Origin of the sequence: Orlajensenia flava (assembly GCF_004801905.1) — a bacterium.
Classification (GTDB): domain Bacteria; phylum Actinomycetota; class Actinomycetes; order Actinomycetales; family Microbacteriaceae; genus Orlajensenia; species Orlajensenia flava.
This window is the reverse complement of sequence record NZ_SSSN01000003.1, coordinates 259,833-274,006: the sequence shown is the minus strand read 5'-3', so window position 1 is coordinate 274,006 and position 14,174 is coordinate 259,833. Positions and strand designations below refer to the sequence as shown.

Sequence of the window (14,174 nt, the reverse complement as noted above, 5' to 3'; positions counted from 1 at the left end):
ATGCCCGCGTCAGGTACCGACGTAGCGCGCCAGGTGTTCGCCGGTGAGCGTCGAGGCATCGGCGACGATGTCGGCGGGCGTTCCCTCGAAGACGACGCGCCCACCGTCATGGCCGGCACCCGGTCCGATGTCGATGATCCAGTCGGCGTGCGCCATGACCGCTTGGTGATGCTCGATGACGATCACCGACCTGCCGGAGTCGACCAGCCGATCGAGCAGCCCGAGCAGGTGTTCGACATCCGCGAGGTGCAGACCGGTCGTGGGTTCGTCCAGGACATAGACGCTTCCCTTCTCGCCGAGGTGGGTCGCCAGCTTGAGACGCTGTCGTTCACCTCCGGAGAGCGTCGTGAGCGGCTGGCCCAGGCTGAGGTAGCCGAGCCCGACATCCGCCAGCCGTTCGAGGATCACGTGCGCGGCGGGCGTTCGTGCCTTTCCGGCGCCGAAGAAGGACTCCGCCTCCGTGACCGACATGGCGAGCACCTCGCTGATGTCGCGGCCGCCGAGGTGGTAGTCGAGTACCGAGGCGTCGAACCGCCTTCCCTCGCACACCTCGCACACGGTCGAGACGCTGGCCATCATGCCGAGGTCGGTGAAGATGACGCCGGCGCCGTTGCAATTCGGGCAGGCGCCTTCGGAGTTCGCGCTGAACAGGGCGGGCTTGACGCCGTTGGCCTTGGCGAAGGCCTTGCGGATGGGGTCGAGGAGGCCGGTGTAGGTCGCGGGGTTGCTCCGACGCGACCCGCGGATGGCGCCCTGGTCGATCGATACCACGCCTTCCCGCGCGGCGACCGAGCCGTGGATGAGCGAGCTCTTGCCCGATCCCGCGACGCCGGTGACCACCACGAGGACGCCGAGGGGAACGTCGACGTCGACATCCTGCAGATTGTGGGTGCTCGCGCCGCGGACCTCCAGTGCGCCCCTCGGCGTGCGTACCGCGTCCTTGACTCTCGACCGGTCGTCGAGATGACGACCGGTCAGCGTCCGGCTGGAGCGCAGTCCGTCGACGGTGCCCTGGAACATCACTTCACCCCCGGCCCTACCGGCGTGCGGGCCCAGGTCGACGACATGGTCTGCGATGACGATGGTCTCGGGCTTGTGCTCGACGACGAGCACGGTGTTGCCCTTGTCCCGCAACTGCAGCAGCAGCTGGTTCATGCGTGCGATGTCGTGCGGGTGCAGGCCGATGGTGGGCTCGTCGAACACATACGTCACGTCGGTCAGCGACGACCCCAGGTGACGGATCATCTTGGTGCGCTGCGCCTCTCCCCCGGACAGTGTTCCCGATGGTCGATCGAGCGACAGGTAGCCGAGGCCGATGTCCACGAAGGAATCGAGCGACTGGCGGAGTCCCGCCAGCAGCGGCGCCACCGACGGCTCGTCCAGTCCGCGCACCCAATCGGCGAGGTCGCTGATCTGCATGGAACAGGCTTCGGCGATGGTGATGCCGTCGATCCGGGACGACCGGGCGCCCGCGTTCAAGCGCGTGCCCTCGCAGTCGGGACACGCGGTGAACGTCACGGCTCGGTCGACGAACGCGCGGATATGCGGCTGCATCGCATCCCGATCCTTGGAGAGGAAAGATCTCTGGATCTTCGGGATGAGCCCCTCGTACGTCATGTTGATCGACTGCAGCTTGACCTTGGTCTGCTCTTTGTAGAGGAAGTCCGCGAGTTCCCTTTCGGAGAATTCGCGGATGGGCTTGTGCGGATCGAGGAACCCCGACTCGGTGAAGATGCGCACGTACCATCCGTCCGCCGTGTAACCGGGGATGGTCAATGCACCGTCGGCGAGCGACTTGGAGTCGTCGAAGAGCTGGGTCAGGTCGATGTCGTTGACCATGCCCGTCCCCTCGCAGCGCGGACACATGCCGCCCGTGACCGAGAACGTGCGCTCCTTCACCGACTCCCCCGCCCGATCCTGCGTGATGGCGCCTGAGCCGCTCACCGAGGGGACATTGAAGGCGAACGCCTGCGGCGGGCCGATGTGCGGCTGGCCGAGACGGCTGAACAGGATGCGCAGCATGGCATTGGCATCCGTCGCCGTGCCGACGGTGGAGCGCACGTTCGCCCCCATCCGCTCCTGATCGACGATGATCGCCGTCGTCAGGCCCTCGAGCACGTCGACGTCGGGCCGGGCGAGGCTCGGCATGAAGCCCTGCACGAAGGCGCTGTACGTCTCGTTGATCATCCGCTGCGACTCGGCGGCGATGGTCCCGAAGACCAACGAGCTCTTGCCCGACCCCGAGACACCGGTGAAGACCGTGAGCCGTCTCTTGGGAAGGTCGACGCTGATGTCCTTGAGGTTGTTCTCCCGAGCGCCTTGAACGCGGATGACATCGCGGCGGTCGGCTGATTCCATGGCGGTCACTCTAGTGGGGGCGAAGAACGCAACACTCGGACGCGAAGGCCCCCTCGACGACGAATCTGGCAATACGCTGGGAACATCCGTCAGCAAGCCAGGAGGAACACATGTCATCCGCATCGCCGTTCAGCGCCTACTCTCTCGACGCCAAGAGCCTGACCAAGTCGACCGTCAACACCGTCCGCGTCGCACTGGGACTCAGCGGAGTCGTCGCCCTTCTCATCGGCATCCTCATCGTCTTCTGGCCCAACAAGGCGGCCGCGGCGATCACCGTGCTGCTGGCCATCTACCTGCTGATCGCGGGGCTGGCGTACGTCGGCATCGGCATCTTCGCCAAGGGGATCAGCGGCGGAGCGAGGGCGATCGACATCATCCTCGGTGTGCTCTTCGTCGTCGGTGCGATCGTGGCGTTCGCCAACATCGCCACGGCCGCCGCGACTCTTGCCATCCTCATCGGTCTCCTCGTGGGCATCGCGTGGATCATCGAGGGTGTCGTCACGCTCGTGCAGGTGGGCGACGCCCCGTCGAGGGCGTGGGCGATCTTCTTCGCCATCATCAGCATCATCGCCGGCATCACCCTGCTGTTCTCTCCGCTGTGGGGAGCCGTCCTGTTGTTCGTGCTGGCCGGCATCGCGCTCATCGTCCTGGGTATCGTCCAGATCGTTCGCGCCTTCACCTTCGGGCGTGGTGTCACAGCCTGACCTCCACGGCAGACGCGAACGGCCCGTCCTCACGAGGGCGGGCCGTTCGTCGACGTTGCGCCAGATCAGGCGAAGTCGGACGTGTCCCCGACCAGCCGCGTGTTGTCCTCGGGGATCGGGTCGACGGCCGCCGCCGCGACCTCGGCGGCGAACTCGCTCACGTTGTAGAGCCGACCGGCGGCGTCCTTGCGGGCGGAGATCGCGCCCGGGTTGGCGCGCTCGAGCAACGTGGCCGTGATGGTGCCCTCGATCATGTCGCCCGATACGACGACGAAGTCGATGCCGGATGCCTGCAGCTCCTCGATGCGCGCCCGCAGGGCATCCTCGCCGGCGCGCTTGCTGAGGGCCACCGGCTCGTACTCGGGCATCGTCTCGGTGGTGCGGATGAAGTGCGCCTGGTGGCTGGTGACGAACACCACGCGCGATCCGGGTGACAGGAGCGGCAGCGCCGCATCGAGCACGTCGATCTGTGCGTCACGGTTGAGCAGCATCGCGTAGTCAGCCGCCATCCCGCTCTCCATGCCGCCGGAGGCATTGAGGACGAGCACGTCGATGCCGCCGAACTCATCCTGCACGGCGGCCATCATCGAACGGACGGATGCCGGGTCCGTCAGGTCGGCTCCCACCGTGATGGCGGTCCCGCCGTTGCCCCGGATCTCGTCGGCCAGCTTGAGGGCGCGTGCCTCCTTGTTGCGGAAGTTGATGACCACCCGAGCGCCCGCGTCGGCGAAGTACCGCACGGTGTCGGCACCGATGCCGCGAGACGAGCCGGTGACGAGCGCGGTCTTGCCCGAAAGGGCGTCGGACGGTAGCGGGTTGGCCACGAGGACTCCTCTGACGGGGACGATTCTGACGGCTGCGATCGGCTGACGATGGCGCGACCTCCGAAGACCCTACCAAGATCCCCGATGGCCCCCGGAGTGCTGATAGTTTCGAGGTGAGCAGCACGTTTCGAGCACAGGAGCAGAGCGATGGACGAGGTCTCCAGCTACGCCTGGATCGCTTGGCTGGTGCTCATCCTCGTGTTCGTCACCATCGAGATGCTCACCCTCGAGCTCACGTTCCTCTCCCTCGCGATCGGCAGTGTCGGGGGTTTGGTGTCCGGCCTGCTCGGCGCTCCATGGTGGCTGCAGGTGCTCATCACCGCGGTCATCGCCATCGTCCTGCTGGCCTTCGTCCGACCTCCCCTCCTGCGCATGCTCAAGCGCGGCGGCGACCCGGCCCGGAGCAACGTCGACGCCCTCATCGGCATCGAGGGCACGGTGGTCGCATCCGTCGGGGAGAACGGCGGCCAGGTCAAGCTGGGCAACGGCGAGACGTGGACCGCGCGTCTCTCCCCCGTAACGCTCCCCCGCGTCGTCGCCGCCGGGGAACGCGTGCTCGTCACCGCCGTCGACGGTGCAACCGCCGTCATCGTCCCCGCTGAAAGGATCGTCGAATGATCGACGCCTCGACCATCATCGTGATCATCGTCGTCGTGGTGGTGGTGATCTTCGTCCTGGTCGTGCTGTTCCGATCGATCCGCATCATCGGGCAGGCCACGGCTGGAGTGGTGGAGCGGCTCGGTCGCTATCACAAGACCCTGTTGCCGGGCCTCAACATCCTGGTGCCGTTCGTCGACAAGGTGCACCGCGTGGTCGACCTGCGCGAGCAGGTGGTGTCCTTCCCGCCGCAGCCGGTCATCACCGAGGACAACCTGGTGGTCTCGATCGACACGGTCGTCTACTTCCAGGTGACGGATGCCCGCGCCGCCACGTATGAGATCGCCAACTATCTCGGCGCGGTCGAGCAGCTCACCACCACCACGTTGCGCAACGTCGTCGGCGGGCTCAACCTCGAGGAGGCGCTCACCAGCCGCGACAACATCAACGGGCAGTTGCGCATCGTGCTCGACGAGGCGACCGGCAAGTGGGGCATCCGCGTGAGTCGGGTCGAGCTCAAGGCGATCGACCCGCCCACCTCCATCCAGGACTCGATGGAGAAGCAGATGCGAGCCGAGCGTGACCGTCGCGCCCTCATCCTCACGGCCGAGGGAACCAAGCAGTCGGCCATCCTGACGGCCGAAGGTCAGCGGCAGGCCGCGATCCTCCAGGCCGAGGGTGCAGCCAAGGCCGCCGTGCTGCGTGCCCAGGGTGAGGCCGAGGCCATCACCACGGTGTTCAAGGCCATCCACGACGGAGACCCCGACCCGAAGCTGCTGGCGTACCAATACCTGCAGACCCTGCCCGAGATCGCCCAGGGGCCTGCGTCGAAGCTGTGGATCGTGCCGAGCGAGCTGACCGAGGCGTTGAAGGGCATCGGTACGGCGTTCACGATGCCCGGCGCGGCGGCCCGCTCGGCCGTGGCCGTCTCCGCTCCCCCGGCATCGCCCGCTCCCCCGGCGGACCCGACGCCGGCGTCCTGACCCGTGAGGAGCGGCGTTCCGTACCTGGACACGTCCTATCCGCGCGTCCTGGCGCATCGGGGGCTCGCCGTCGGTGCTCCCGAGAACACGCTCCTCGCCTTCCTCAAGGCGCTCGCCGCCGGTGCCACCCACGTTGAGACCGACGTTCAGACCAGCGCCGACGGCGTTGCGATGATCAGCCACGACCCCGACCTGAAACGGTTGGTGCACCGCGATGCCCGCGTCGGCGACCTGACGGTCGATGAGCTGCAGCAGATCGACCTCGGGGTCGGGCAGACGTTCTGCACGCTCGGCGAGGCGCTGGAGACGTTTCCCGATGCACGGTTCAACATCGACATCAAGGACGAGCGATCTGCAGCAACGGCGACGCGCGCCATCACTGCCGCGAATGCGATCGACCGCGTGCTGATCACCTCGTTCTCGCAGGCCCGTCGGCGAGCAGCGGTCGAACTGCTGCCCGGGGTCGCCAGTTCGGCGTCGATGAGCGGCGTCATCGGCGCGGTCGTCGGCGCCGCCATCGGATCGCGTCGTCGAGTCGCGGCCTCTCTGGCGGACGTCGTCGCCGTCCAGGTGCCGGTCCGTCAGTATCACGTGAAAATCGTCACCCGGCGTTTCATCGACGCCGTGCACGCGGCCGGACGAGAGGTGCACGTCTGGACGGTCAACGATGTGGCGACCATGGTGGCCCTGCTCGACGCCGGCGTCGACGGACTCGTCACGGACCGCACGGACCTCGCCGTCGACCTCATCCGCCAGCGCTCCGGGTCCCGTTCCTGACAGTGGGCTGTGGGTTCTGGCCCACAGCCCCTTGTCTGGCAATGCCCTGTACGAAACGGCCCCTCCGACAAGCTAATGCCCAGCTTGCAGGAGTAGACCTGATCGGTCAGGGAAAGGAGCCATCATGGCTGATCGAAGTCTGCGCGGAATGCGCCTCGGCGCACAGAGCCTCCAGAGCGAAGAGGGCGTCAGCTTCGCCCAGCGGGTGAACCACACCTACCGCTGCACCGTCTGCGGTCGCGACACCGTGATGACCTTCTCGGCCGAGGCCGAAGCGCCTGAAGCCTGGGAGTGCAAGACCTGCGGTGCCGAAGCCACGCTCCTGGTGGACTCGCAACCCGTTCAGGTGGACCACTCGGGTGACAAGGTCGCTCGCTCTCACTGGGACATGCTGCTCGAACGCCGCACCATCGAAGAGCTCGAGGAGCTGCTCGAGGAACGCCTCCAGATCCTGCGCGCCCGCCGCGGCCAGCAGAAGATCGGCGCCTAGGCTCCCGTTCTCCGGCGGCGCCGCGCCATGAGCGCGAGCACGACCCCCGCCGATCCGACGCCCGCGACCAGCCACTCGATCGAACGACCGAGAGGCACCGCGGGCGTCACTGTGTCACTCAGCGTGACCGGTTCGACCATCGCCCCGGCGGTGAAGGCCGGCAGCGACGCCTGCGTGGATCCGTCGGGACGCACGATGGCGCTCTCCCCCACCGTCGAGATGTTGACGACGCTCCGGCCGGTCTCGATGGCGCGCAGACGGGCGATCGCGAGCTGCTGGGCGCTCTCGTCCGTCGGATGGTCGACGGTGCCGAAGTCGGCGTTGTTGGTCTGGGCGAGGACCACCTGCGCTCCACTGTCGATCATCTTCGTGACCAGCCCGTCGTCGGCGATGTCGAAGCAGATCGAGATGCCGGCGATCACCCCATCGATGTCGAACACGTTGTCGGTTCGTCCGATGCCGTAGTCACGTCCGACCAGGTCGATCAGGTCGGGTGCGAAGCCGCGCCAGAACGCCCGGTCGGGGACGTATTCGGCGAACGGGACGGGGTGCGCCTTGTCGTAGTAGTCGACCACGCCCTGCCCGGGCTTCCAGAGCAGGGAGGTGTTGTAGAACGTCGCGTCCCGCTCGGTGATGGTGCCGGTGACCAGCGGAGCGCCGATGCGCTCCGACACCGCGTCGAGGATTCGCGCCGCATCCGGGGACCGCTCGGGATCGATGTCGGCGGCGTTCTCTGGCCACACGATCATGTCGACGTCGCGGCCCTCGAGCGGCAGGGTGGCCGACACATGATCGGAGAGGATCTCGCCCGGCGGCCGATTCGCGAACAGGCCGGCATCCGCGTTCCCCTGCACGGCGGCGATCGTCGTCGTTCCGGACGAGATCGTCGGCCATGCGGGCACGGCCAGCAGCACGGCGATCGCGCCGACCGACCCGACGATGCGCCAACGCAGGACCAGGCCGGGCTCGAGGATCAGTGCGAGGATGAACGCCGCCAGCCACACCAGAGCGAAGCTCAGTCCTGACATGCCGAGCCAGGCCACCAAAGGGGCGAACGGACTCTCGGACTGCGAGAGCGCTGCCCTCCCCCACGCGAAGCCACCGTACGGCCAGACCGCGGTGATGCCCTCACGGAGGGTCCAGAGGCCCGCGACGACGACGGGGATCATTCCGATGCGGCCGAGGCGAGTGGGCCAGGCCACCGGCCCCCAGGTCAGGGCGAGGGCGATCAGCCCGGTACCGAGCGAGAAGAAGATCGCCTCGAGCAGGCCGAGGGCCAACCACGGAACGGGTCCGAGGTAGCGGGTGAGCCACTGGATGTGCACCAGCCAGAACGTGCTGCCCGCGACCATCCCGATGAGCACGCCCCACCAGTAGTTGCGACCGCGGAGGGCGAGGAACAACAGCATGACGGCGGGGAACAGTATCGGCCACCAGCCGCGATCGGGGAAGGCGGCATCGAGGAGATACCCGGAACCGGCTGCGAGCAGAAGAGCGGCCCACCCCGGGAACAGGGGCGTCGCTCGCTCGTGGAGGACGCCCGGATTCACCCGTTCAGCCTATGCGAGCCGCCCGGTCGATCACGCCACGGCGCTGTACGCGACGATGCCCCGACGGATCGCGTCGATCGCGAGGCGCGCGGTGGGTCCGACCGGGGCCGGGGCCACCACGGAAAGCTGGTCGAGCAGGTCGATCGTCTGCTTGGTCCAGCGCACGAAGTCGCCCGCCGCCATGTCGGCCTCCGACAGCACGTCGCGCAGCCGCCCTCCCCGCGCCCACTGGTGCATCGGCAGGCTCAGCCCCGATGCGAGCGGAGAACTTCCGGGCAGCTTGTGATCGCGCTCGAGGTCGTCGAGTTCGCTCCAGAGCAGCCCGGTCGCCTCGAGGGCAGCCGGGAATCCCCCGCGCGGCATCCGTCGCTCCACCGCGTGACTCTCCTCGCGTCGCGGTTCGAACACCATCGCGCAGGCCATCGCAGCGAGCCCGGGGGCATCCAGGTCGTTCCACAGGCCGCGTCGCAACGCCTCGGCCGCGAGCAGGTCGCGTTCGCCGTAGATGCGCCGGAGCATCCGCCCGTCCGCGCTCGCCTCGAGCCGGCCGTGATCGTCGCGCACGAGGTAGCCGAGGCCGATGAGCACGTCGCTGACGCGGTCGAAGATGCGAGCGACGGCACCGGTCCGCGCTCGGATCTGCTGGTGCAGCGCGTCGGACTCGCGCGTGAGGCGCCACCAGCGCTCGGCCCACCGTGCGTGGTGCTCCCGTTCCGGGCAGCCGTGGCACGGATGGGCGCGCAGCCGGTCGCGGAGGCGTGCGAGTTCGCGCTGACGGTTCTGGCGGGCGGCATGCGACTGGGACTCGGCGCGGGCGCCCTGCTTCTCGAGATCGGTCAGCGCACGGCGGATGGCGGAGTACTCGGCGAAGTCACCGAGGTGGCAGTGCATCGCCTCGGCATAGCCGGCCAGCGACTCCTCCTGCTTGCGCACGGTGCGCGCGAGGTCGACCACGGCCCGGTCGGCCTGGAACTGTGCGAAGGAGGATTCGAGGATCTCTCGCGCGCGCTGGCGTCCGAACTGCTCCACGAGGTTCACGGCCATGTTGTAGGTCGGCCGGAAGCTCGAGTTGAGCGGATAGCTGCGGCGGGAGGCGAGCGAGGCGACGGCCTGCGGATCGAGTCCCTCCTGCCACTGGATGACGGAATGCCCCTCGACGTCGATGCCGCGACGTCCCGCGCGCCCGGTGAGCTGGGTGTACTCCCCCGGTGTCACCGGCACACGTGCCTCGCCGTTGAACTTCTCCAGCTTCTCCAGAACCACCGTGCGAGCCGGCATGTTGATGCCGAGGGCGAGTGTCTCCGTGGCGAAGACGACCTTGACCAGCTTCTTCTGGAACAGCTCCTCGACGATCTCCTTGAAGGCGGGCAGCAGGCCGGCGTGGTGGGCTGCGACGCCCCGCTCCAGTCCGTCGAGCCACTCCCAATAGCCGAGGACGGCGAGATCGTCGTCGGGCATGTCACGGGCCCGCTCCTCGACGATGCCGCGGATCACGTCGCGCTCTCGCGCATCGGTGAGGCGGATGCCGGAGCGCAGCACCTGTCGCACGGCCTGGTCGCAGCCGACGCGCGAGAAGATGAAGAAGATCGCCGGAAGCAGGTTCTTGCCGTCGAGCATCTCGACGAGGGCTTCGCGCGGCATCCGCGACTCGCCGGGAGGGGGGCGGTGGTAGCCGCCTCGGTCGCGGCCGCGTCGGCCCGCCCGAGACCGCGACTGGAGCGACCGCCCTCCGTACGCCGCCGCCTCCACGAGCTCGGGATTGACGCGATTGGTGGCGGCGCTGCCCGAGGAGTCGAACAGGTCGATCATCTTGGTGCGCACGAGGACGTGCTGCTCCAGCGGCACCGGGCGCTCCTCCGACACGATCACGTCCGTGTCGCCGCGCACCGCCTGCAGCCAGTCTCCGAACTCCTCGGCGTTGGACACGGTCGCGCTGAGCGAGACCATGCGCACGCTCTGCGGGAGGTGGATGATGACCTCCTCCCAGACCGCGCCGCGGAAGCGATCGGCGAGGAAGTGCACCTCGTCCAGGACGACGTAGGCGAGGTCGGCGAGCAGGTCCGAGTCGGCGTAGAGCATGTTGCGCAGCACCTCGGTGGTCATCACCACGATGCGCGCGCCGGAGTTCACGTTGGTGTCTCCGGTGAGGAGGCCGACATCCGACGCCCCGTAGACGTCGACGAACTCCTGGAACTTCTGGTTGGAGAGCGCCTTCATGGGCGTGGTGTAGAACACTTTCGCGCGCTTCTCGCGCATGGCCAGGAACACCGCGAACTCGGCCACGATGGTCTTGCCCGCGCCCGTCGGCGCGGCGACGAGCACGCTGCGGCCCTCCTCGAGTGCGGAGCACGACGCACGCTGGAATTCATCGAGGTCGAACTGCAGTCCCGACCGGAACTCCTCGAGGAGCGGCGCTCGCCTTCCGGCCCGGAATGCCGCGTACCGCTCCGCCGGCGAGGGGTTGCTCACGGTCCCAGCCTAGACGGCGGGCGCCGCAGCCAGCGCAGCGTCACGGCGGTTCATGCGCCGGTCGTGCAGCCACGCGACGCCGTATGCGGTGAAGTAGAGCACGACCATCGGCAGAGCGAGCAGGAACATCGAGAACACGTCGGCTGCCGGGGTCGCGATCGCCGTGAACAGGCAGATGACGAGGATGGCCCAGCGCCACGATCCGATGATCGCCTTGGCGCTGATGACGCGGGCGAAGTTGAGCAGCACGAGGAAGACCGGGAGCACGAACGCGACGCCGATCGCCACCACGAGCTTGAGGACGAAGTCGAAGTAGTACTTGGCGTCGAAGTAGGACACGTCCTGCTGTGGCACGAAGCTCGTCATGAGTTCGACCACGTGCGGCATGACGTACCAGCCCGCGAAGCAGCCCGCGAAGAACAGCGGGATCGCCGTGAACAGGAAGCCGAACGTATAGCGCTTCTCGGTGAGGGTGAGGGCGGGCAGGAAGAACGCGAAGATCTGGTAGAGCCAGACCGGAGAGGAGATGATGAGGCCGACATAGAAGGCGATCTGCAGCTTGAGGTCGAACGCGCCGGTGATGGTCGGGTAGTTGATCTCCGCCGTGCGGTTCTGCGCCGTCGCGATGGTGACGACCGGCTCGCGCAGGGCGTCCCAGATGAAGCCGGCGAGGAGGAAGCCGATGATCGCGCCGACGGCGATCGCCGCCGCAGAGATGAAGAGCCTCTTGCGCAGCTCCAGCAGATGCTGGCCGAGCGACATGCGCCCTTCGGTGTTGCTGCGCTGGGTGGCGCGCGCGGCCACGCTCTACTTCTTGGTTGGCGACTCGGCCGCGCCCGGGTCGGCGGTCGTCGTGACCGTCGTAGTCGTCGTCGTGGAGCCGTCTGCGTTCACCACGGTCGTCGTCTCCTCGGGCTTCTTGTCGGGGGCGACCTCCGCCTTGAGGATCTTCATCGACTGTCCGAGGCTCCGAGCGAGTGCCGGCAGCTTCGGTGCACCGAAGAGAAGCAGGATGAGCACGAAGATGATCAGGAAGTGCCAACCCGTGAGGTTGCTAAACATGGGTATCGGTCCAATGCTCCGCGGAATGTGTGATCAGTCTACCCCGGGCTATCCGCCGATCCCTGCGAGCCTGCCGTCGGTGCGCCCTGCGTAGCCTGTGGTCCTCCACTGCGGCAGCGAGGTCCGCCCGCGAGCCGAACAGGGCGGACGTGCGCTGCTCCTCGACGCGTCTCCCCGCATCCGAGAGCTCGTCGACGGATGCCGTCAGCTGCCCGAGCAGACCGTTCAACCGGTCGCCCTCGACTCTGGCGCGGCGGTAGGCGGCCAGGACGCGGCGGATGCCGAACACCACCACGAGAACAAGAGCGACGACGAGGACCGCCCAGATCAGCCACCACGACCAGCCGGGCATCAGTCCTCCGCGTACTGCGCGACGCCCGCGGCAGCCCAGTCGGCGACCGCGCGTCGCGCATCCGCCGGCTCGAGGACCGTGGCGAGACCGCCGAGGCCAGCCACCAGCCGTTTGAGGCCGTGCAGGTGGGCGAGACGAACCGTCGTCATGACGCGTCCGGGCGTCGACGACGGGGTGGTGGAGTGCGGGTTGTAGTCGGTGAGCAGCGTCATCGCCGTCTCGGGCAGCTCGATGACCACCTCCAGGTCGTCGGGTGACGCCTGGAAGAGGGTGTCGGGAAGGGTGACGTCGGCGAGTCGATGCTCGATGGGAGCGCGGGTGGCGCGCACGTCGCCCATGCGATCGAGCCGGAAGGTGCGGACCCCTTCACGGGTACTGCACCAGGCGCGCAGGTACCAGTCCTCGTCGTTCGACTCCAGGCGGAGCGGGTCGACCAGGCGCGACTCCGCAACCCCGCGCGCATTGAGGTAGTCGAAGGTGATGCGCGTTCCCGCAGCGACGGCCGCTCGGATCACGCCGAGCGCGGCATCCGGGGCTCTCGGAGCGACGCCGACCTCGCCCGGTCGATCCGTCGTTCCGCGCGCGAGCTTGGCCGCGAGGGCGGTCAAGGAGGAGCTGTCGGCGTTCTCGGGCAGCGCGGAGAGGTACTGCAGCCCGGCGATGAGGGCGGCGGCCTCGCGCGCACTGAAGCGCGGTGTCTCGTCGATGACGATGTTGCGGGTGAGCACGACCATGCCCTCGTCGAGCGCCTCGTAGTCGATCTCGAACAGGTCGTTGTCCAGATACGCGTTGGCGTCGCCCGGGATGCCGGTGACGGGCAGCAACTCGACCGTGCGCAGCACGAGGTCGCGACTCACGTCGAAGTGCTCTGCGATCTCGTCGAGCGAGACCTCTCCCCGGTCGAGCAGGTAGGGCACGAGGGCGAGCATGAACAGCGCGCGCTCGGCACCGCCCAGACCGCGCCGCGACTCAGCCACGGTCCGACTCCCTGCCGCCGGCATCGGCGTGCAGGGCGAGCACGCGCGCCAAGCGGGCGGACACCGCGCGACGCAGTCGGTCGGGCGAGCGCACCTCGACCTCGGGGCCGAAGCCGACGAGCTCGTCCGCGAGGATGTCGGTGTCGGTGTAACCGAGCACGATGACGCCGTCGGCGCTCATGGGCCGACGGCTGCGGTGGGCCAGCCGAACGGCGGCATCCGTTCCCGGCTGCACGACGAGCTCGGCCTCGTTCGAGTCGAACAGCTGCCGCAGTTCCGCGGCGGCGTGGTCGGCCGCGCCGACGGTGTCCATCGGCAGCAGGCCGGAGCCGCGATCGGGCCGAGGGGTGACCGGACCGACGATGCGGCTGAGCAGGAAGGTGCGCGTCGCACTCGCGTCGATGTCGTGGGCGTGCAGGTGCCAGCGTCCGTCGTGCTGCACGATGGCGAGCGGCACGACGGTCCGCACGCGCGGCTCGTGCTCTCCGGGCTTGAGGTAGGGGAACGAGACGGCGGCGACGCCTTGCGCCTTCTGCAGCGGGTCGAACGACGCATCACGCACACGGATGGTCGGTGCATAGCCCAGCAGGGGCTCGCTGGCCTCGATCCCCCGGGCCTTCAACTTCATGAGCGCGCGGCGGGAGTCAGCCGAGAGGGACCCCTCGCGCCAGACCGCCGCGGCGAGGGCGAGCAGCCCCAGCTCGCGCGGCGAGAACTCGATGTCCGCCGGCAGGTCGTACCGACCTTTCGGGATGAGGTAGCGCAGGGCCGTGTTGTCGCCCGGCCGATCGGGCGAGTCGATCGTCTGCAGCGGTATGCCGAGGTCGCGCAGCTCGTCCTTGTCGCGCTCGAACTGCCGGTCGAGGGCCGAGGTGAGACCGCTCTCGGCGAATCGTGCGCTGTAGCCCTGGACCGTCGAAAGGATGTCGCCCTTGGTCAGCCCGGACTCGGTCGCCATGAGGGCGAGCACGAGGCTGAACAGGCGCTCCTCGACGGCTATGGATGCAGGCACGCCCCCGATCCTAGCCGCC

Annotated in this window: 14 protein-coding genes; 5 read left to right on the top strand and 9 right to left on the bottom strand. The window is 68.2% G+C overall.

Features of this window, described 5'->3' with window-relative positions:
• Nucleotides 1-9: 9 nt before the first annotated feature.
• On the bottom strand, nucleotides 10-2,358 hold the full coding sequence (locus E6C70_RS03135) for an ATP-binding cassette domain-containing protein (protein WP_207670028.1): 2,349 nt from the start codon (nucleotides 2,356-2,358) through the stop codon (nucleotides 10-12).
• A 110-nt stretch (nucleotides 2,359-2,468) separates the two neighbouring features.
• On the opposite strand from E6C70_RS03135, the gene E6C70_RS03130 reads away from it, so the two are divergent.
• Complete coding sequence (locus E6C70_RS03130; protein WP_136422130.1) at nucleotides 2,469-3,062, top strand: HdeD family acid-resistance protein; 594 nt, start codon at nucleotides 2,469-2,471, stop codon at nucleotides 3,060-3,062.
• Nucleotides 3,063-3,127: 65 nt separating this feature from the next.
• On the opposite strand, the gene E6C70_RS03125 is transcribed toward E6C70_RS03130, so the two are convergent.
• Entirely contained in the window at nucleotides 3,128-3,886 is a 759-nt protein-coding gene (locus E6C70_RS03125) for an SDR family oxidoreductase (RefSeq protein WP_136422128.1), read from the bottom strand.
• A 147-nt stretch (nucleotides 3,887-4,033) separates the two neighbouring features.
• Between E6C70_RS03125 and E6C70_RS03120 the strand changes: the two genes are divergently transcribed.
• From E6C70_RS03120 to E6C70_RS03105, 4 genes are all read left to right on the top strand, one after another.
• Complete coding sequence (locus tag E6C70_RS03120; protein WP_136422126.1) at nucleotides 4,034-4,504, top strand: NfeD family protein; 471 nt, start codon at nucleotides 4,034-4,036, stop codon at nucleotides 4,502-4,504.
• A complete protein-coding gene (locus E6C70_RS03115) occupies nucleotides 4,501-5,466 on the top strand; it encodes an SPFH domain-containing protein (protein ID WP_136422125.1) in 966 nt (321 codons plus the stop codon). The genes E6C70_RS03120 and E6C70_RS03115 overlap by 4 nt, the downstream gene beginning before the upstream one ends.
• Before the next feature lie 3 nt (nucleotides 5,467-5,469).
• Nucleotides 5,470-6,243 carry a glycerophosphodiester phosphodiesterase family protein gene (locus E6C70_RS03110; protein ID WP_136422123.1) on the top strand — a complete coding sequence of 258 codons (774 nt, stop codon included), beginning with the start codon at nucleotides 5,470-5,472 and terminating at the stop codon, nucleotides 6,241-6,243.
• Between the two features lie 124 nt (nucleotides 6,244-6,367).
• Nucleotides 6,368-6,733, top strand: coding sequence for an RNA polymerase-binding protein RbpA (locus tag E6C70_RS03105; protein ID WP_136422121.1), 366 nt, complete (start codon nucleotides 6,368-6,370; stop codon nucleotides 6,731-6,733).
• Here E6C70_RS03105 and lnt read toward each other — a convergent pair.
• From lnt to E6C70_RS03070, 7 genes are read right to left on the bottom strand one after another with little or no spacing between them, the layout of a single operon-like run.
• The gene (gene lnt / locus E6C70_RS03100) at nucleotides 6,730-8,283 is read right to left on the bottom strand and encodes an apolipoprotein N-acyltransferase (protein WP_207670027.1); all 1,554 of its coding nucleotides are present in this window, start codon (nucleotides 8,281-8,283) and stop codon (nucleotides 6,730-6,732) included. The two genes, E6C70_RS03105 and lnt, sit on opposite strands and share 4 nt — an antisense overlap.
• Before the next feature lie 30 nt (nucleotides 8,284-8,313).
• A complete protein-coding gene (locus tag E6C70_RS03095) occupies nucleotides 8,314-10,752 on the bottom strand; it encodes a DEAD/DEAH box helicase (protein WP_136422119.1) in 2,439 nt (812 codons plus the stop codon).
• A 9-nt stretch (nucleotides 10,753-10,761) separates the two neighbouring features.
• A complete protein-coding gene (gene tatC / locus E6C70_RS03090) occupies nucleotides 10,762-11,556 on the bottom strand; it encodes a twin-arginine translocase subunit TatC (RefSeq protein WP_328590801.1) in 795 nt (264 codons plus the stop codon).
• Nucleotides 11,557-11,559: 3 nt separating this feature from the next.
• Nucleotides 11,560-11,814, bottom strand: coding sequence for a twin-arginine translocase TatA/TatE family subunit (locus E6C70_RS03085; RefSeq protein ID WP_136422117.1), 255 nt, complete (start codon nucleotides 11,812-11,814; stop codon nucleotides 11,560-11,562).
• Nucleotides 11,807-12,166 carry a hypothetical protein gene (locus tag E6C70_RS03080; protein ID WP_136422114.1) on the bottom strand — a complete coding sequence of 120 codons (360 nt, stop codon included), beginning with the start codon at nucleotides 12,164-12,166 and terminating at the stop codon, nucleotides 11,807-11,809. Before E6C70_RS03080 ends, E6C70_RS03085 begins: the two co-directional genes overlap by 8 nt.
• Nucleotides 12,166-13,143, bottom strand: a complete 978-nt coding sequence (locus tag E6C70_RS03075; protein ID WP_136422113.1) for a helix-turn-helix transcriptional regulator — start codon at nucleotides 13,141-13,143, stop codon at nucleotides 12,166-12,168. The genes E6C70_RS03080 and E6C70_RS03075 overlap by 1 nt, the downstream gene beginning before the upstream one ends.
• Entirely contained in the window at nucleotides 13,136-14,155 is a 1,020-nt protein-coding gene (locus E6C70_RS03070) for a helix-turn-helix transcriptional regulator (protein WP_235833248.1), read from the bottom strand. The genes E6C70_RS03075 and E6C70_RS03070 overlap by 8 nt, the downstream gene beginning before the upstream one ends.
• Nucleotides 14,156-14,174 lie beyond the last annotated feature (19 nt).